Source organism: Clostridium sp. C1 (assembly GCF_018223625.1).
Classification (GTDB): domain Bacteria; phylum Bacillota_I; class Bacilli_A; order Erysipelotrichales; family Coprobacillaceae; genus Allocoprobacillus.
Window position 1 is genome coordinate 235,936 of the sequence record NZ_CP073631.1, and the last position, 20,198, is coordinate 256,133.

Annotated in this window: 15 protein-coding genes and 3 rRNA genes; 13 read left to right on the top strand and 5 right to left on the bottom strand. The window is 37.0% G+C overall.

What is annotated here, in order from left to right; genetic code table 11:
- Positions 1 to 20 precede the first annotated feature (20 nt).
- The 9 genes from ftsZ (at position 21) to KEC48_RS01185 (ending at position 11,066) form a co-directional block, all read left to right on the top strand.
- Positions 21 to 1,085 carry a cell division protein FtsZ gene (ftsZ, locus tag KEC48_RS01145; RefSeq protein WP_211963874.1) on the top strand — a complete coding sequence of 355 codons (1,065 nt, stop codon included), beginning with the start codon at positions 21 to 23 and terminating at the stop codon, positions 1,083 to 1,085.
- 40 nt (positions 1,086 to 1,125) lie between these two features.
- Positions 1,126 to 1,911, top strand: a complete 786-nt coding sequence (proC, locus tag KEC48_RS01150) for a pyrroline-5-carboxylate reductase (protein WP_205089628.1) — start codon at positions 1,126 to 1,128, stop codon at positions 1,909 to 1,911.
- A gap of 287 nt (positions 1,912 to 2,198) precedes the next feature.
- Positions 2,199 to 3,721: ribosomal RNA gene (locus KEC48_RS01155) — 16S ribosomal RNA — on the top strand.
- A gap of 16 nt (positions 3,722 to 3,737) precedes the next feature.
- Entirely contained in the window at positions 3,738 to 3,878 is a 141-nt protein-coding gene (locus KEC48_RS01160) for a hypothetical protein (RefSeq protein ID WP_211962230.1), read from the top strand.
- A gap of 36 nt (positions 3,879 to 3,914) precedes the next feature.
- Positions 3,915 to 6,795: ribosomal RNA gene (locus KEC48_RS01165) — 23S ribosomal RNA — on the top strand.
- Between the two features lie 52 nt (positions 6,796 to 6,847).
- Positions 6,848 to 6,956: ribosomal RNA gene (gene rrf / locus KEC48_RS01170) — 5S ribosomal RNA — on the top strand.
- Together the 16S, 23S and 5S rRNA genes form the textbook arrangement of a ribosomal RNA operon.
- Positions 6,957 to 7,092: 136 nt before the next feature.
- A complete protein-coding gene (locus KEC48_RS01175) occupies positions 7,093 to 8,136 on the top strand; it encodes a lysylphosphatidylglycerol synthase transmembrane domain-containing protein (protein ID WP_211963882.1) in 1,044 nt (347 codons plus the stop codon).
- A gap of 4 nt (positions 8,137 to 8,140) precedes the next feature.
- Entirely contained in the window at positions 8,141 to 10,126 is a 1,986-nt protein-coding gene (locus KEC48_RS01180; RefSeq protein ID WP_205090351.1) for a RecX family transcriptional regulator, read from the top strand.
- Positions 10,119 to 11,066 (top strand): HD domain-containing protein, encoded by a 948-nt coding sequence (locus KEC48_RS01185; RefSeq protein WP_211963884.1) that lies wholly within the window; start codon positions 10,119 to 10,121, stop codon positions 11,064 to 11,066. Before KEC48_RS01180 ends, KEC48_RS01185 begins: the two co-directional genes overlap by 8 nt.
- Positions 11,067 to 11,090: 24 nt before the next feature.
- On the opposite strand, the gene KEC48_RS01190 is transcribed toward KEC48_RS01185, so the two are convergent.
- From KEC48_RS01190 to KEC48_RS01215, 5 genes are all read right to left on the bottom strand, one after another.
- Positions 11,091 to 12,122, bottom strand: coding sequence for a glycosyltransferase family 4 protein (locus KEC48_RS01190; protein ID WP_211963886.1), 1,032 nt, complete (start codon positions 12,120 to 12,122; stop codon positions 11,091 to 11,093).
- 53 nt (positions 12,123 to 12,175) lie between these two features.
- Positions 12,176 to 12,586, bottom strand: a complete 411-nt coding sequence (locus KEC48_RS01195) for an HIT family protein (protein WP_087359595.1) — start codon at positions 12,584 to 12,586, stop codon at positions 12,176 to 12,178.
- Positions 12,587 to 12,640: 54 nt separating this feature from the next.
- Complete coding sequence (locus KEC48_RS01200; RefSeq protein WP_211963888.1) at positions 12,641 to 13,498, bottom strand: hypothetical protein; 858 nt, start codon at positions 13,496 to 13,498, stop codon at positions 12,641 to 12,643.
- Positions 13,498 to 14,475, bottom strand: a complete 978-nt coding sequence (locus tag KEC48_RS01205; RefSeq protein WP_211963890.1) for a peptidylprolyl isomerase — start codon at positions 14,473 to 14,475, stop codon at positions 13,498 to 13,500. The genes KEC48_RS01200 and KEC48_RS01205 overlap by 1 nt, the downstream gene beginning before the upstream one ends.
- A 508-nt stretch (positions 14,476 to 14,983) precedes the next feature.
- On the bottom strand, positions 14,984 to 16,588 hold the full coding sequence (locus KEC48_RS01215) for a transposase (protein ID WP_211961949.1): 1,605 nt from the start codon (positions 16,586 to 16,588) through the stop codon (positions 14,984 to 14,986).
- A gap of 208 nt (positions 16,589 to 16,796) precedes the next feature.
- Here KEC48_RS01215 and sufC point away from each other — a divergent pair, with 208 nt between their 5' ends.
- From sufC to sufU, 4 genes are read left to right on the top strand one after another with little or no spacing between them, the layout of a single operon-like run.
- Complete coding sequence (gene sufC / locus KEC48_RS01220; protein ID WP_087359604.1) at positions 16,797 to 17,600, top strand: Fe-S cluster assembly ATPase SufC; 804 nt, start codon at positions 16,797 to 16,799, stop codon at positions 17,598 to 17,600.
- A gap of 1 nt (position 17,601) precedes the next feature.
- Positions 17,602 to 18,528, top strand: a complete 927-nt coding sequence (locus KEC48_RS01225; protein WP_211963894.1) for a SufD family Fe-S cluster assembly protein — start codon at positions 17,602 to 17,604, stop codon at positions 18,526 to 18,528.
- 1 nt (position 18,529) lies between these two features.
- The gene (locus KEC48_RS01230) at positions 18,530 to 19,759 is read left to right on the top strand and encodes a SufS family cysteine desulfurase (RefSeq protein WP_211963896.1); all 1,230 of its coding nucleotides are present in this window, start codon (positions 18,530 to 18,532) and stop codon (positions 19,757 to 19,759) included.
- Positions 19,743 to 20,180, top strand: a complete 438-nt coding sequence (gene sufU, locus KEC48_RS01235) for a Fe-S cluster assembly sulfur transfer protein SufU (RefSeq protein ID WP_087359610.1) — start codon at positions 19,743 to 19,745, stop codon at positions 20,178 to 20,180. Before KEC48_RS01230 ends, sufU begins: the two co-directional genes overlap by 17 nt.
- Positions 20,181 to 20,198: the final 18 nt, after the last annotated feature.

Genomic DNA, 20,198 nt, shown 5'->3' on the forward strand with positions numbered 1-20,198 from the left:
ATAAAAGTGAGGATAGAAATATGGATGGGAATTTAGATTTTGTTCAAGTTGCGAAAATTAAAGTCATTGGTGTTGGTGGTGGTGGCTGCAATGCAGTTGCAAGAATGGCAAAAGATGGAGTCAAAGGTGTTGATTTCTATGTAGCTAATACTGATGCTCAAATTTTAAAAGGGATTGATATTGAAAATAAGATTGTTTTAGGTAAAGAATTGACTCATGGTTTAGGGGCAGGTGGTAATCCAGAAGTTGGACGTAAGGCTGCTTTAGAAACGGAAGAAGAAATTAAAACAGCTTTATCTGGAGCTAATATGGTTTTCATTGCTGCTGGAATGGGAGGCGGAACAGGAACGGGAGCGGCACCTGTTGTTGCGAAAATTTCACGTGAATTAGGTGCTTTAACGGTTGGAGTTGTTACATCGCCTTTTACTTTTGAGGGACCTAAAGTTTTAAGACAGGCTAAAAGTGGTTTGGCTGAATTAAGAGAAAATGTGGATTCTATTATTGTTGTTTCTAATGATCGTCTATTAGAAGCTATTGGGCGTAAACCAATGGGTGAAGCATTTAGAGAAGCAGACAATGTATTAAGACAAGGGGTACAGACAATTACTGATTTGATTGCTATTCCTGCTTTTATTAATCTTGATTTTGCTGATGTTTCATCAGTTATGAAAGATCGTGGTTCTGCACTTATTGGTATTGGTATGAGTGATGGTGAAAATAAAGCAGAAGAAGCGGCTATGAGAGCTATTTCATCACCATTATTAGATGTGTCTATTGCAGGTGCAAAAGATGCAATTGTTAATGTTACTGGTGGAACAAATATTACTTTATATGATGCAAATACGGCTCTTGCAACAATTAGAGAAGCGGTAGGTAATGATGTCAATACTGTTTTAGGTGTTGCTATTAATGAACAATTAGATGATCAAGTTATTGTAACTGTTATTGCGACTGGATTTGAAGATGAAGAAGAACCAGCACCAGTTAAACAAAGCTCATCATTTGAATCCGTTGTGAAACCATCAATGTATGAAGATGATGACGATGATGATGTACCAGCATTTTTAAGAAATAGAAAATTATAAGCTAACAGATGTGTTAGCTTTTCTTTATTTGGAGGTTAAGATGAAAAAAATAGGTTTTATTGGTTTTGGTAATATGGCAGGAGCTATTGCACAAGGTATCATTCAATCTGGTTTTTTAAAACCATATGATTGTATAGGATATGATATTGATATAAAGATGATTCAAAAAATGAATATGATGGGTATTGAAACGGCTAGGGATATCGCTCAGATTATCAATCAAAGTGCGTTTGTATTTGTAGGTGTTAAACCACAGGTTGTTGAATCGATTTTAATTCCTTATAAGGAACAGTTGAAGGAAAAAGCACTGATTTCCATTGTTTTAGGTTATGATTTTGAAAAATATCAGCAATTATTGGATGATTCAACAAGACATATTTTTGTTATGCCAAATACGCCGGTACAAGTAGAGCAAGGGATGTCGTTGATTGAAGAACGTCATTCACTTAAAAAAGAAGAATTTGAATTCGTAAGAAAAATGTTTGAAGCAATTGGCTGTGTTGAAGTTGTACCGTCACATTTGATGGCAACAGCAGGAACATTAAGTGGTTGTGGACCAGCGTTTGTTTATATGATGATTGAAGCATTAGCTGATGGTGCAGTTAAAGAGGGTGTGCCAAGAGCATTAGCTTATCAGTTGGCATCACAGACTTTGGCAGGGGCAGCGATAATGCAACAAAAAACACAACAGCATCCCGGTGTTTTAAAAGATCAAGTTTGTTCGCCTGGTGGTTCAACAATCTGTGGTGTTGAAGCTTTAGAAAAAGGACAATTACGTGCAACATTAATATCTGCAATAAGTGCTGCTGTTCATTATAAAAAGTAAAAGAATCTATTTGTAAAGGATATTTGTTTGAAATAGATATCCTTTTTTAAAAAAATAACAAAAAAACATTGATAAAATCAATAAAAAATAGAATTTTTAAAAAAAGAGGGATAAAAAAACGAAAAAAATGAAAAAAAGGGTTGCAAAGGGGAGGAATAGATGATATTATAGATGAGCACTCGACGAGAGGGCACAGGGACATTGAAAACTGAACAGTAAACACGTCAATAAAGATAGGAAAAAAGAAAGAGTCAAGAAGACATGAAATTGTCTGAAGATAGAAAAGGACAATGGAGAGTTTGATCCTGGCTCAGGATGAACGCTGGCGGCGTGCCTAATACATGCAAGTCGGACGCAATGCTTCGGCATTGAGTGGCGAACGGGTGAGTAAGACATAAGCAACCTGCCCCTGTGAGGGGGATAACTGCTGGAAACGGCAGCTAAGACCGCATAGGCATAGAGGACGCATGTCGACTATGTTAAATATCCCACGGGATAGCACAGGGATGGGCTTATGACGCATTAGCCAGCTGGTGAGGTAACGGCTCACCAGGGCGACGATGCGTAGCCGGCCTGAGAGGGTGGACGGCCACACTGGGACTGAGACACGGCCCAGACTCCTACGGAGGCAGCAGTAGGGAATTTTCGGCAATGGGCGAAAGCCTGACCGAGCAACGCCGCGTGAAGGAAGAAGTCATTCGTGATGTAAACTTCTGTTATGAAGGAAGAACGGCAGATGGAGGGAATGCCATGTGCGTGACGGTACTTCATGAGGAAGCCACGGCTAACTACGTGCCAGCAGCCGCGGTAATACGTAGGTGGCGAGCGTTATCCGGAATCATTGGGCGTAAAGAGGGAGCAGGCGGCAGTGCAGGTCTGCGGTGAAAGACCGGAGCTAAACTTCGGTAAGCCGTGGAAACCGCACAGCTAGAGAGCATCAGAGGATCGCGGAATTCCATGTGTAGCGGTGAAATGCGTAGATATATGGAGGAACACCAGTGGCGAAGGCGGCGGTCTGGGGTGCAGCTGACGCTCAGTCCCGAAAGCGTGGGGAGCAAATAGGATTAGATACCCTAGTAGTCCACGCCGTAAACGATGAGTGCTAAGTGTTGGGGGTCAGACCTCAGTGCTGGAGTTAACGCAATAAGCACTCCGCCTGAGTAGTACGTTCGCAAGAATGAAACTCAAAGGAATTGACGGGGGCCCGCACAAGCGGTGGAGCATGTGGTTTAATTCGAAGCAACGCGAAGAACCTTACCAGGTCTTGACATGGAGATAAAGGCCCTGGAGACAGGGAGATAGATATATCTCACACAGGTGGTGCATGGTTGTCGTCAGCTCGTGTCGTGAGATGTTGGGTTAAGTCCCGCAACGAGCGCAACCCCTGTTGCCAGTTGCCAGCATTAGGTTGGGGACTCTGGCGAGACTGCCTCTGCAAGGAGGAGGAAGGCGGGGATGACGTCAAATCATCATGCCCCTTATGACCTGGGCTACACACGTGCTACAATGGACGGATCAGAGGGAGGCGAAGCCGCGAGGTGGAGCGAAACCCAGAAACCCGTTCACAGTTCGGACTGCAGTCTGCAACTCGACTGCACGAAGCTGGAATCGCTAGTAATCGCGAATCAGCATGTCGCGGTGAATACGTTCTCGGGCCTTGTACACACCGCCCGTCACACCATGAGAGTTGGTAACACCCGAAGCCGGTGGCCCAACCGCAAGGAGGGAGCTGTCTAAGGTGGGACTGATGATTGGGGTGAAGTCGTAACAAGGTATCCCTACGGGAACGTGGGGATGGATCACCTCCTTTCTAGGGAGAAGAGAAGATGTGGATACTGTTTGGTTTTGAGTGTATCTGGAAAGATGCATTCAAGGCAGGAACATTGAAAACTGAACAGCAAACTTTCTACAAGAAAGCGAAGAAACGAAAGATGAAAGAGATCAGGAAGAAGGTCGAAATCATCTAGTTGCAAACTAAGAAAGCACGAAAAGAGAACACTTTAGGTTAAGCGAAGAAGAGCGTATGGCGGATGCCTGGCCACCAGGAGGCGAAGAAGGACGCAGCAAACGGCGAAACGCGACGGCGAGCAGTAAGCATGCAAAGACCCGTCGATGTCCGAATGGGGGAACCCGTCATCCATGAGGATGACATCGATGAAGAATCGAGGCGATACGCAGGGAACTGAAACATCTCAGTACCTGCAGGAAAGGAAAGTAAGAACGATTCCGTAAGTAGTGGCGAGCGAAAGCGGAGGAGCCCAAACCATCGTATGATGGGGTTATAGGGGTGCCGATAAAGCCTATTTGACATGACAGGAGAAGCGCAGGGGAAGGCGCAGCGAAGAGGGTGAAACTCCCGTATCCGAAGTCGTGGAGGAAGGCGAGGCAGGCCCTGAGTCGGGACACGAGGAATCCTGACGGAAGGATCGAGGACCATCTCGAAAGGCTAAATACTCCCTGGTGAGCGATAGTGGACCAGTACCGTGAGGGAAAGGTGAAAAGAACCCCGGGAGGGGAGTGAAAGAGAACCTGAAACCATATGCTTACAAGAAGTCAGAGCCCGTTAATGGGTGATGGCGTGCCTTTGTAGAATGAGCCGGCGAGTTATGATGTGGAGCGAGGTTAAGCAGGGGATGCGGAGCCGAAGCGAAAGCGAGTCTGAAGAGGGCGAAAGTTGCATGTCATAGACCCGAAACCGGGTGATCTAGCCATGATCAGGTTGAAGTCGGGGTAAGACCCGATGGAGGACCGAACCGACCCCCGTTGAAACGTTGGCGGATGAATTGTGGCTAGGGGTGAAATTCCAAACGAACCCGGAGATAGCTGGTTCTCCCCGAAATAGCTTTAGGGCTAGCGTCGTCAGGAAGTCGCATGAAGGTAGAGCACTGAATATGTGATGGCCTCATCTCGAGGTACTGAGCATAATCAAACTCCGAATGTCATGAAGACATGGACGGCAGTCAGACCATGGGTGATAAGGTCCATGGTCAAGAGGGAAACAGCCCAGACCATCAGCTAAGGTCCCCAAATACATGCTAAGTGGAAAAGGATGTGGAGATGTACAGACAACCAGGAGGTTGGCTCAGAAGCAGCCATCCTTGAAAGAGTGCGTAACAGCTCACTGGTCGAATGACTCTGCGCCGAAAATTTACCGGGGCTAAGCATGATACCGAAGCTATGGATTTACGATGTAAATGGTAGGGGAGCGTTCCAGACAGCGAAGAAGCGATACCGGAAGGAGTCGTGGAGCGTGTGGAAGAGAGAATGCCGGTGTGAGTAGCGGCACGTGGGTGAGAATCCCACGCACCGGAGACCCAAGGTTTCCAGAGGAAGGTTCGTCCGCTCTGGGTAAGTCGGGACCTAAGGCGAGGCCGAAAGGCGTAGTCGATGGACAACGGGTGGAGAATCCCGTACCGGAGTGCAGGCGAGGGAGTGACGGAGAAGGCTAGGACAACCAGCTGACGGAAAAGCTGGAGCAAGCGAGGTAGGGGTCATCCAGGCAAATCCGGATGGCATAACCCGAAGGCGTGAAGCGGATGGAACATTGCGATAAGTACAGAAGAGTCTGAAGCCAGCTTCCAAGAAAAGCTTCTAGCATAACTGCATTCTGCCCGTACCGAAAATGGACACACATGGGTAAGGAGAGAATCCTAAGGTGAGCGAGAGAACTATAGCTAAGGAACTCTGCAAAATGACTCCGTAACTTAGGGAGAAGGAGTGCTCAGTGGAAGCTGAGCCGCAGTGAAACGGCCCAAGCGACTGTTTACCAAAAACACAGCTCTCTGCGAAGACGCAAGTCGAAGTATAGGGGGTGACGCCTGCCCGGTGCTGGAAGGTTAAGGGGAGTGGTCAGCGAAAGCGAAGCCATGAACCGAAGCCCCAGTAAACGGCGGCCGTAACTATAACGGTCCTAAGGTAGCGAAATTCCTTGTCAGGTAAGTTCTGACCCGCACGAAAGGCGTAACGATTTGGGCGCTGTCTCGGCTGTAGACTCGGTGAAGTCTTAGTACCTGTGAAGATGCAGGTTACCCGCGACTAGACGGGAAGACCCCATGGAGCTTTACTGTAGCCTGATATTGGACTCTGATGCATGATGTACAGGATAGGTAGGAGGCTGAGATACGGATACGCCAGTATTCGAGGAGCCGACGTTGGGATACTACCCTTGATGCATTGGAGTTCTAACCGGGCCTCATGGAACTGAGGACGGGACAGTGTCAGGTGGGCAGTTTGACTGGGGCGGTCGCCTCCCAAAGAGTAACGGAGGCGCCCAAAGATACCCTCAGCATGGATGGAAACCATGCGCAGAGTGCAAAGGCAGAAGGGTGTTTGACTGCGAGACAGACGAGTCGAGCAGGGACGAAAGTCGGGCTTAGCGATCCGGCGGCACCGCATGGAAGGGCCGTCGCTCAACGGATAAAAGCTACCCTGGGGATAACAGGCTGATCTCCCCCAAGAGTTCACATCGACGGGGAGGTTTGGCACCTCGATGTCGGCTCATCGCATCCTGGAGCTGAAGTCGGTTCCAAGGGTTGGGCTGTTCGCCCATTAAAGCGGTACGCGAGCTGGGTTCAGAACGTCGTGAGACAGTTCGGTCCCTATCTGTCGTGGGCGCAGGAAGTTTGAGGAGAGCTGCCCTCAGTACGAGAGGACCGGGGTGGACGGACCGATGGTGCACCAGTTGTCACGCCAGTGGCACAGCTGGGTAGCCAAGTCCGGAAGGGATAAACGCTGAAGGCATCTAAGCGTGAAGCCCCCTCCAAGATGAGACTTCCCATTCTTCGGAAGGAAGGTCCCTCCAAGACGAGGAGGTAGATAGGTCATGGGTGCAAGCATGGCGACATGCTGAGCTGAATGATACTAATAGACCGAGAGCTTAGCCATAAGAAGTGGGAGGAAGGAAGCTGTTCAGTTTTGAGCGTTCGTGCTCAGATGATCTGGTGGCGAAGGCATGATGGACACACCTGTAACCATGCCGAACACAGAAGTTAAGCATCATAGCGGCGAAGATAGTGGGCAACTGCGACAATAGCACGCTGCCAGTTCACATGACGGTCCAGTCTTCTTCTGGTTCCGTCCTTTTTTTATTCACTTCATTGCTCTTTTGTAGTAAAATGATTATAGGAAATCTCTACGTTATTCTATATTATTATAAAAGAGAAGGGAGGATTTAATAATTGCTTGCAATTATTAGCTAATATGTTAAATGGTAAAAAAAAATATATTTTAAATATCGCTATTATAGTCATTATTAGTGCAACAGTCGTTTGTTTATCTATTGGTAATCAGTGGAAGCAAGTAATCAATGCTTTTACTCATGCGAAAATATTATGGATTGTTTTAATGTCTATAGTTATGTTTTTATACTATATATTTGATGCTTTTTCCCTTCTCTATTTTGGACGAGCATACAAAAAAGATTATACTTATAAACAATCTTTTGTTAATGCTATTAGTGGTACTTTTTTTAATGGTATTACTCCTTTTGCCAGTGGGGGACAATTTGCTCAAGTATATATTTTTAATAAGCAAGGTATCGCACCTACATATTCTGCAAGTATCCTTTTAATGTGTTTTATCTGTTATCAAAGTGTACTTGTCATTTATACGGGTGTTGTGTTAATATTTAAATATCAGTATTTTATGAGTCAACCTGCTATTTTTAGCTTGGTTATGCTTGGCTTTTTGATTAATTTTATCGTGATTGCAGCTCTATTTGGTGGAGCCAAATCACGTATTTTACAAAATTTTTTAACTCATACTGTATTAAAATTACTATATAAAGTCCATATAGTTAAAGACTATGAATCAACATGTTTTAAAGTTAAAAATTATTTAGCTGATTTTAGAGATCAATTAAAATTTTTACAAAAAAACAAACCTGTCTTGATTCGTTCATGTATATGTAATTTTATCAAATTAACAATTATATATAGTATGCCTTTCTTTGCTGCTAAAGCTCTTAATTTAAATGTCACAATGACAGATTTTTTGGATTTTATTGGATTGTGTTCATGTATATATCTTATTAATGCTTTTTTACCAATTCCCGGAGCAAGTGGAGGAAGTGAAGGTGTTTACCTTTTACTATTTAGTTTTTTAGGACCTGTTGGTGTTTCTTCATCAATGTTTTTATGGCGATTTATGTCATATTATATGGGTCTTATTATAGGTGCATTAGTCTTTTCATTAGATAAAGAAATTAATCGTACAAGATTGGAGTAATGATATGAATATAGCCTTGTTTAGTGACACATACTTACCAGATATTAATGGAGTTGCCACATCTACACACATTTTAAAAAAAGAATTAAAGAAGCATGGACATCATGTTCTGGTGGTGACAACAATATTACCACACAATAGTGATTATATAGATGAAGATCAAGATATTTTACGATTACCTGGTATTGATTTAAAAAAATTATATGGATATCGTGCATCTAATATATATTCATTTAAAGGTATGAAAGAATTAAAAGAATTTCAGCCAGATATTATTCATGTCCAGACAGAATTTGGTATTGGTATTTTTGGAAAAATTGCGGGTGAAATTTTAAATATTCCTGTATGTTATACGTATCATACGATGTGGGCTGATTATTCTCATTATATAACACCTGGCAATTTAAAAGCAGTTGACCAGGCTGCTAAAAAAATCATTGAAAAAATTTCTAAAATATATGGAAATAGTTGTTCTGAATTGATTGTTCCTTCTCAAAAAACGGCAGATGTGTTAAAAACATATGGCATCACCAATTCTATCCATGTTATTCCTACAGGATTAGAGTTAGAATCATTTTCAATTGAAAATAAGAATCAGAAACTTGTAGATGATATCCAAACACAATATCATCTACAAGATAAATTTGTTGTAATATTTTTAGGTCGTATTGCTCCTGAAAAGAGTATAGAGATTCTTATTGATGCAATGCAAGACATAGTCAAAATTAATCAAAAGATTTGTTTAATGATTGTAGGAGGAGGACCTCAATTAGAGGAATTGAAAACGATTGTTCAACAAAAAAAATTACAGGATTTTATCTTTTTTACAGGCCCAAAAGAAAGCATTTATGTACCCTCATTTTATCATGCTGCACAGTTATTTGTATCAGCTTCTATGACGGAAACACAGGGATTGACTTTTATAGAGGCAATGGCTAGTGGCTTGCCTGTTTTAGCACGTTATGATAAAAATCTGGATGGCGTTATTGTAAATGGGCAAAATGGTTATTTCTTTAAAAATCAAGAAGATTTGGTTCAAAAAATTATTCAGCTTTCTCAAAGTGATCTTCAACAACTTTCTTATCAAGCTAGAAATGATGCACAAAAATATAGCAGTGAAAATTTTTATCAAAAAATAATTCAGACATATGAATTGGCTTTATCAAAGCACCATTACTGTTATCAAGTTGTATCTATCACTCCTGAAAATAATCATCAATATACTGTCGCATTTCAATTTGACCATCATCAAATTTTGTTGACGCTTTCTGGACAAGTCATAGAACGTTATGGTTTATCAGTTGGTCAGGTTGTTGATAGAGAAGAATTAGATGCATTAAAAGATCAGGAGCAGGTTTCTAGAGCATATAAACTAGCTTTAAAATATTTGACGTATAAAGATTATACTTATGCGAAAATGCAAAAGAAGCTGATGGATAAAGGAGATTTTGATGATATTCAAGTTGAAATGACAATGGATTTATTAATGCAAAAGAATCTTATTGATGATGTTGAATATACACAGAGTTATTTTCAAAAAGCAACTCGATTAGGGATGGGAATAAATAAGATTATTCACCATCTTAAAAAAGAAGGTGTTTCGCCTTTTATTATTGATGAGTTTTTAGAGGAATACTCACAAGATTTGGAATATGATAAGGCGATAGAGTTAGTTCAAAAGCTTTATAATGAAAATACAAGTAGACCTCAATATGCTTTAATTCAAACCATCAGAAATAAATTATTTAATAAAGGTTTTTCACAAGATGTTGTAGAAAAAGCTATTGAGAATTTCGATTTTTCAATACCTAAAGAACACACTATGAATTTATTAACTAAAGAATATTATCGTGTTTATAATCGTTATAAAAATAGATATCAATCTCATATTTTAAAAAGTAAAATTATTACTTTTCTTGTCCAAAAAGGATATGAATATGATGATGTTTTAGAAATTATTGAACAATTATGGGAGGACACAAATGATTAAAATTAAAGATATGAAATGTGGAGATGATAATGTAGAATTTACAGCTATGATTTCACATATCACTTTAGGAAAGACAAATGGTGCACATAAAAGTAATTATTTAAGTATTGTTTTTCAAGATGAAACTGGGACAATTGATGCTAAATTATGGAATGCCAGTCAGGAACATATTGAATCATTAAAGGCAGGAGCTGTTGTCAGAGCAAAAGGTGATATTATTAAGTATAGTGATAATCGTCAGATGAAAATTATTTCTATAGATGATGTTTCATATCAGCACTCATTACAGTTGCAGTTTTTAGCAAAAGCACCAATGAATGATGAGATGATGATGAATGAATTGAAACAATATGTTCAGCGTATTTCTAATCCTAAGCTTTATGTTATTACAAAACATCTTATAGAACAAAACTTTGAAAAGATGAAGATTTATCCAGCTGCCAGCAAAAATCATCATGCTTTTACATCAGGGTTAGCTTATCACACATTATCTATGTTGAAAGTTGCTGATGCTTTGATGAGTGTTTATTCAGAATTGAATGCTGATTTATTATATGCAGGTATTTTACTTCATGATATTGGAAAAACAGTTGAATTGAGTGGACCTGTTGTTCCTAGCTATACTTTTGAAGGACAAATGCTTGGACATATTTCTATTGCTCAATCAATGGTTTATGCAGCTGCCAAAGAGTTGAATATTGAAGGTGAAGAAGTGACATTATTACAGCATATGATTTTATCTCATCATGGAAAAAATGAATTTGGTTCACCTGTTTTACCACAGATTAGAGAAGCAGAAATGTTGCATATGATTGATAATATGGATGCTAGAATGAATATGTTTGATAAAACATTGGAAACTCTGGAAGCAGGAGAAACATCTAAGAGAGTCTTTTCATTAGATAATAGAATGATATATAAACCTAAAATGTATGATTAAAAAGCTCTTATAAGTTCTGATAACTTATAAGAGCTTTTTTTGTGCAATGTGAAGATAGAAATCTTTCCACATTTCTTTAACATGTTCTTTAGAATAATATTGACTTATTTCATAAGATGCCTGTTGATATTGATGATAAAGGGATGAATCATTTTTTAAATTTTGTATGATTTGAGCAAAATCCTTATTATTATCTGCAACTAAATATTTATGGAAAAGAATGTCTTCATAAAGTTCTAAATCCCTTAATAAAAGAGGTTTTTGACTATTGATAGCTTCTAATATTGACATAGGAAAAAGCTCGTTATACGAAGGCATAAAAAGCATATCAGCCATATTATAAATATCATTCATGGATTCGCGAGGAATAATACCAATAAAGTGAACATTTTGAGGTGGATTTTCATACAACTGTTTTAATTCTTCATAACCATCTGTAATCTTTCCAAAAGAAAAACCTCCAGCCCAGACAAAAGTCATATCTGGTAACATTTTCGCTACCTCAATAAAATCTTTAACACCCTTACGTGTTTGTACTTGACCTACACCTAAAACAACAAATTGCTTTCTATCAATGTGATATTGATCCCTTGTTTGAAGAATATGATTTTGTTCCTGTTTATAGAAAGTTTCTTTAGAAACAAAATTAGGAATATATTGAATTTTATGTTTATCAATACCAAAACGTACCAGATCTTTAATAAAAATAGGATTCACAACAATCAAATAATCTGCAGTATTATAAAAATGAGTAATATACTTTTTAAATACTGCTAATGCCGAGCTCGGTAATTGAATACTTCCATCTAAAGTATCTGGTAAAAAATGGACATAGGCTACATTGACTCCTTTATTTCTTTTCATCTTCATCAGATATTGTGGTAAGATTGTATGACAATGAATAATATCAGCAGGTTTAGAATCGTTAATCACTACATCAAAATATTCACTTAATTCATTCTTGACTAAGGCAACTTGTTCAAGATAAGCACTTCCGACACCTTGACCATGCACTTTATCAGCATTCGATAACATATTTATTCTTATTTTACGCATTGTATTCTCCTTTGTTAGTATAAAACGCAAAACAAGAGTTATAACACTCTTGTTTATTTCAATCCTGTTATTTTCTGGTAAATATCATCTAAATTGGCATCTTGACTACGATCTAAATAATGAGCTTCAAATCCATCATGCTGGTCATAACGAGGAATAATATGAATATGAAAATGATGAACTGTTTGTCCTGCAACTTCATTCATATTTGTAATTATATTAAATCCTTTGGCATGAAGTGTACTTTGAATTTGTAAAGCAACTTTTTGAACAATATCCATCATATGAGCTAAGGTTTGTTGATCAACCTCTAAAATATGAGCATAATGTTTTTTTGGTATCACAAGAGTATGTCCATCTGTTGTCTGACTTAAATCAAGAAAAGCCATACAGACATCATCTTCATAAATAATTTTACCCGGAATGTCATGATTGGCAATCTTACAAAAAATACAATTATCCATTTTCCATACCTCCTATTTCTATATTTTACAATAAAAAAGGAATAAGGGAAACCCTTATTCCAAATAATTATCAGAAATATCCTTGATTTCTGTCTTTAATAAATCATCATAGACATCAAAATGATATTGTTTTAAATAAGCACCTTCAGCTTTTTCCTGCACTTCACCATCACTGGCAAGAGCTGAAGTGATGCCATCAGTATTTTTATGGGCAGTATCATAAAGATACACAACAGCATAATTTTCATCACTCAATTTAATGGCTTGACTGTAAACTCCATCCTTGTCAACTTGACTTAAATCAGATAATTTATCTTTTAAATTATCATCTAAAGCAGAATTCTTTGTCACAACACCAGCGTCTTCACTATCACTTCCAAAGTCTTCCATCAATTGATCAAAAGCTTTTTCATCAGTTGCTTTTTCAATAATTTCTAAAGCTTCAGATTCCTTTTCCACAACAATTTTTTTAAAACTACATACTTGATAATCTTTGATGAAATCATCAAGATGTTCTTCAATATATTTTTCACGCAATAATTCCTGCTTAACTTCTGGAATTAAAGCTTCATTCAAATAATCTTCTTTTGATTCATAGCCAAGATTTTTGGCATACTGTTCTAAATCACCATTTGCATACTCGGCATATTCGTCTTCTCTTTCTTTCACTAACTGATCAATTTTGTCCTGATCTGTTATTTCTTGATCAGCAATCTTATCAAGCATTGATGAAACGACAGTTTGTGCTCCATAATTTTGTAACAGATATTCAAAATAATCTTGTTTTGTAATATTTAATTCACTTCCAGTCACCAAAGCATCTTCATGATCAGAAACTTTTACACTATATTGTGAAGAAGAACATCCATATAGTAAACTACCACATAAAAGTAACATAACAACTTTCTTCATTATGCGTTCTCCTTTCTTGCATCATTGCGAATATCTATATTTTCCTTAATAATATCTTGAATTGTTTGTTTAATCGTATCATCATGATATTCAATTTCGTACGTCTGAAACGCAAGATAAACCATATAGTCATCATAAGTCAATAAAGGTGAATCAACATCAACAGTTTTTAATTCCTTTTTTATATCTTCTTTATTAGTATTTGTGCATTTTAAGAAATAGCAACCATCACTGCCTTGAATTTTTTTACTGACTTCACCTTCTTTTAATGTTAGAGCCATAGTTTGAACTTCATCACCATATGTGCTTGATAAATCAGTCTTTTTATCAACAATACCGATATGACCTTTGGCACTTTTTGTATTATCATCATCAGAGTAATCATAGGCAATGTCTTCAAAACTTTTATTTGTTTTTAATAGTGATTCCACTTCTTTTAATTTTTCATTTTCTTCTTCAGTAGGATTTTCTGGATCACTCATAGAAACTTTAATTAAAGAAATCATTCGAGGTGTTGCCTGTTGGTAATAATCATCAAAGACTTCATCGAAGTGGTCATTGACATATTTCTTTAAGAATTCAGCATATTGCAAAGACTGAACTAAAGAATCACGATATTCTTCCATATTTTTAACACCAGTTGATTCTAAGGCATTCTGTAATTCTTCCTGGGCAGTATCACCATATTGATTTTCATAATTGGTTTCAATGTTTTCTACCAACTCATCAGCATTTTCTTCCATATCATCAGTTGCTGGGAAATTTTGACGAATTAACTGATCTAAAACATAAGAAAATAAAGCTTGTTTTCCCTGAGTTGACGTAGCTAAATCTTGATAAAGATCATCAGCTAAAAGATTTGTTTTGTCAATAGCAGCAACAACATCTTTTCCTTCTTCTTGAACAGTTTTTGAACTACAGCCACTTAATAAAAGAATGCCAGCAAGTGCAAAACTTATAAGTTTTTTTTGTTTCATAAGAACCTCCTTGATATAAACAATATTATTATACACAATCTTTAGATTTTTTCAACTTTTGTAGGCAAGAACACAAAATTTACGATGATTTTACCATAATATATAGTGTGCATAGGAGGAATGATTATGAAAGAACATTCAGATGGTTTAACAAGTGAAACTATTATCGCATTATGTCTATTTATCATGATTATATTATTTATGTTTATAAAGGGGGAATGGATATGTTAGCACATCAAGGATCATTTACACTTATTTTAGTCCTGTTTATTTTATTAGTAATCATTTGTGGTATTTGTTAAAAGGGGCTGTAACGAAATAACTTTTTAAAGAGTTGATTTTGTTTCAGCTCTTTTCTTTTTCTGTTTTTAGGCAATAAAAAAACATCTTTTCTCTTCTTCTGATTTCAAGATGTAATATTTTTGTTGATTTTTCTTCTGTTTTCCCTGTTTTTGGGCGCAATATCCCTATATCGCTCAAAATTTGTTTTTTTCATGTGCATATCTTTTTAATTGAGAAGCAATTTTTCCTTTTCTTCTTTCTCCTTTTTCAGGCGATATTTATGATATTTCCTTAAATTATAGCCTAGACACACAATGAGAAATTCCATCTTTGCATTTTTCAGTCCTCTTCTCGTGAATCTTGTGAATTTCATGTCCTGCTTGATGACTCCAAATGCCCCTTCAACCTGTATGCTTCTCTGTTTCTTTAATTCTTTTCCAAATTCCGTTGACAGATTTTCATCTACAACTGCATAGAATTCATCTAGCACTGCATCTCTTGTCAGGATTTTCTGATGTTTCTTGTTTTTACAGCATTCATCAATGAATGGACAGCCTTCGCAACCTTCATCACTTGTCATTTTTTGTTTGATTTGCAGATATTCTCCTCTTTCATCATAAATATCTCCTATATTCTGATCAAATACATGACCGTTTGGACATATCCTATTTCCTTTTCCATCTTTTTCCCAGTTCAATGTGTTGAATTTTTTATTCCTGAATTCCTTTTCATTCTTTTTGGCATACATTGAATATTTCATGTAGAGATTCATTCCATTTGACAAACAATACATATAGTTGTCGTAACTTCCATAAGCTGCATCTGCCATTGGATAAAGTGGCAGCTCTCCTGTGAAATCCTTATATCTTTCCATGAATGGTATGAATGTCTTGGTATCTCCTGGTCGCTGGAATAGATCTGCATTTACTATAATGCCATCGCTGACACCAATCTGTGCATTATAGCATGGTCTGCTTAATCCCGTATTGCAGTAAAAATCTATCTTAGTTGCACACATCGTCGCATCATGATCTATCTTAGAACAGCTGTTTCTATCATTTCCTATGATAAAAAGCCAGAATTCATATTCATCCAGCTTTGTATAATATCCAAGAAACAGGTCATACCATCTTTGAATTTCTGTCTTTCTTTTCCCTCTGCCATATACCATTTTTATATCATCATTAATCATCGTTTCCATAAGATACTGTACTATATAGCCTATCTCCTGTGCACAGTAAAAATAATGATATGGAAAGTCAAATCCTCTTTCCATGTTCATCTGAATGATTGAATCTGTTATATTAGAAAACAGTTTCATTCTTGCATTGAGGATTCTTGCCTTATATACAAAAGAATATTTGTTTGCATTGGCTTCTATTTTGGTACCATCAATATATTGAATTGATTTGTCAACATTCATGAGATTACAGATATTGTTGACTATATCAAAAAAGATATGGTCAATATCATCAATAAGATAATTCTTCATGAGTCGTTCAAAAGTCATATGGCTAGGAGTTGCCTCCTGCATGATATACATAAATCTAATATCATGTTTGCATAAAGATTCTAGATTTCTTACATCACAGTCACTGACCATTCTTGCAAGGAGAACAGCCTTAAGAAGCAATACGTTATCATATCCCTTTCTACCACGACGCTCATCTCTTTTTAGATATTTCTTAAGATTCACTCCTTCCAGCGCCTTTAAGAAAGAAACAACCTCATCGTCAGGATTAATTTTTATACCCAAATCTAGTGGCAAAGATAACTGAATTGCGTTATAATTATCAGTGTAATTAGATTGCATAAAATTTAAAGATTCCATAATCTAATTATACCAAAAACGACAATGATAATCATTAAAGATAATCATTGTCGTTTTCTTTTTTAGGTGACCTTACGAATATTTATTTCGTTACAGCCCCTTTTATAAGTTATTCATTCATAAAAAGAGGTAATAATAAATTTAATTATCGTATCACTTGACTGAATAAACAAATTACGTAAAATATATCTTCGAAAGGGGCGATTTTATGTCGACTTTAAAAATAGAAAATCTACATGTAGAAGTAGGAGAAAAAGAAATTTTAAAAGGATTAAATTTAGAAATTCACACAGGTGAAGTTCATGCAATTATGGGTCCTAATGGGAATGGAAAATCAACATTACTTTCTACTATTATGGGACATCCTAAATATAAGGTTACAAATGGAAAGATCACACTTGATGGACAAGATGTGCTGGCTATGAGTGTTGATGAACGTGCAAGAGCTGGATTGTTTTTAGGAATGCAGTATCCTCAAGAAATTCCGGGTATTACAAATTCTGATTTTTTAAGAGCAGCCATCAATGCCAAAAGAGAAGAACCTATTTCTTTATTCAAATTTATCCGTATGTTAGATAAAAATATTGAAGAATTAGGAATGGATGAAAACCTTGCACATCGTTATTTGAATGAAGGTTTTTCTGGTGGAGAAAAGAAACGTAATGAAATCTTACAAATGAAGCTTTTACAGCCACGTTTTGCATTACTTGATGAAATCGATTCAGGTTTAGATGTAGATGCTTTAAGAGTCGTCGCTGAAGCTATCAATTCTATGCGTAGTGATGATTTTGGCTGTGTGATGGTTTCACATTATGAAAGAATGTTTGAATTAGTGCAACCAACACATGTTCATGTTTTAGTTCAGGGACAAATTGTGATGAGTGGTGGATATGAATTGATTGAAAAGATTGATCAGGAAGGTTATGAATGGGTGAAAGAATTAGGTTATGAAATTGAACAGAATGAAAGACAACCTATTATTTTAGAAGCTTGTGGAAAAAAGGGACAATAAAATGATATCAGAACAATTGCTTACTAGGATCAAACCTTTTATTGACCTACAACAACCTCAATCTTATTATCTGATTCTTTCATCAAAGACATCTTCTCAAATGCATTTACCACAGGATGTTTTTTATCAAGAGGGTGTTTTAACTTTCAAAAATAAACAGCCAGTGACATTTTATATGATTTATGATGGACAGGAAGATTTACATATGGATATGCATTTTCAAGCATATTGTCAGGTTGATCTCATTGAAATAAAACATCTTTCATCACAGTGTCATTTATATAAAACAATGCATCTTGATGAAGGTGCTACTGTCCATGCTTTTAGTGAGAATCTTTCACAATCATCCCAAAGTCACGAAGATGTTTATTTAGAGGCTTATGCAAGTTGTCAATGTGGTTATTCTGAGTTGTCTGATGACGCTTTTGAAGGTGTTTATCACTTCTATTTGGATGGGGTAGAAGCTTCAGCAAAAGTGCGTACAGCCATTCTTGCTAAGGATAGAGAAAGCAAACATTATGAAATTCTTATTCAGCATAATCAACCTATGACACATGGTCAAATGGATAATTATGGTGTTGTGAAAGATCAGGCAAAACTTGTGATTGATGGAATTGGAACGATTACCAAAGGGCAACATGGCTCAGCTGCCCATCAGACCAATAAAATTATGATGTTTGATGAATCTTGTCAGGCTTGTGCGAATCCTTATTTATACATTGATGACTATGATGTTCAGGCTTCTCATGCAGCTGCAGTAGGGAAAATGGATGAAGAACATCTTTATTATCTCCAAAGTCGAGGTTTAAGTAAAAAACAGGCCATGCAGCTTATTACTTATGGATATTTAATGCCAGTTGTAGAAGTTATTGATAATGAAATGATGAAAAAGCATTTTGAAGAATCCTTATCAAAGGTAGGTGCTTAAAATGTTTGATGTCAATCAAATTAGAAAAGATTTTCCAATGTTAAATGGCAAAAAGATGCAAGGACATCCATTGATTTATTTAGATAATGGTGCAACAACATTAAAACCACACGTTGTTATTGAGAGTGTCTGTGATTACTTAACGAATTATTCTGGAAACGCACATCGTGGAGATTATGATTTATCCCATGAAGTTGATGAGCATTATGAACAGAGCCGAGAGATTGTTCGACAATTTATCAATGCAAAAAGAAAAGAAGAAATTGTTTTTACTTCAGGATCAACAGACTCTTTAAATATGATTGCCTATGGCTATGGATTAACGCATTTAAAAGCCAATGATGAAATTTTAATTACTGTTGCTGAACACGCTTCTAATACTTTGCCCTGGTTTGATGTTGCACGTTTAACAGGGGCAACAGTTCATTATATTAATCTAGATGAAACAGGACGTTTAACTTTAGAAAACGTTCAAAAATCTGTCACAGAAAAGACAAAAATTATTGCTGTGGCGGAAGTAACCAATGTGCTTGGATATCAGGCACCGATGAAAGATATCTGCCAGTTTGCTCATGAACGTGGAATTGTAGTTGTGGTTGATGGCGCTCAAAGTGTTCCTCATCAAGTTACTGATGTTCAAGATACTGATATAGATTTTTTAGCTTTTTCAGGGCATAAAATGTGTGGACCTACAGGTATTGGTGTCATGTATGGAAAATATGATTTACTAAAAGATATGAAACCGACACGTTTAGGTGGGGGTTCCAATTCACGTTATAACAGTTGTGGAGTTGTCACTTTAAAAGATCCACCTTATCGTTTTGAAGCAGGAACCCCTCATATTGAAGGTGCCATTGGTCTTGGTGCAGCTATGCAGTATTTAATGAAAATAGGCATGAATGATATTCATGAATATGAACAGGAACTGAGACAATATTGTATACAAAAAATGTTGCAACTAGATAATGTTCAAGTGTATAATCCTCATTCTATGGGAGCTATTGCCTTTAATATAAAAGGAGTTTTTTCACAGGATGCTGCCAGTTTGTTTAATAGCTATGGGATTGCTATTCGAGCAGGACAGCACTGTGCGAAAATTTTAGATGAATTTTTAAAAGTTTCAACAACTCTACGTGCTTCGTTTTATTTTTATAATACGAAAGAAGAAATTGATGCTTTTATTGAGGTATGTAAAAAAGGAGATGATTTTTTAGATGCATTCTTTAAATGATCCTCAATTATTGAGAGAAATTATTATGGATCATTATGAACATCCACGTAATCGTGGACTTGTGGATGATGATTCTTATTTGAAAATTAATATGAATTCCCAAACATGTATTGATAATTTAGATATTCAAGTCAAATTTGATGGAGATAAAATTGAAGATGTGCGCTATGATGGTGAAGCCTGTGCAATTTGTACATCTTCAACATCTATTATGAGTGAACTTGTCAAAGGAAAAACAAAACAGGAAGCACAAAAAATCATTGATAATTATATGAATATGATTTATGAAAAAGATTATGATCCAGAAATTTTAGAAGAAGCTATTGCATTTCAAAATACATACAAACAGGCCAATCGTATTAAATGTGCAACGCTTGGCTGGAATGGATTAGTCGCATTGATGAAAGAAAGTGAGGAATAGATATGGCAAATATAGATA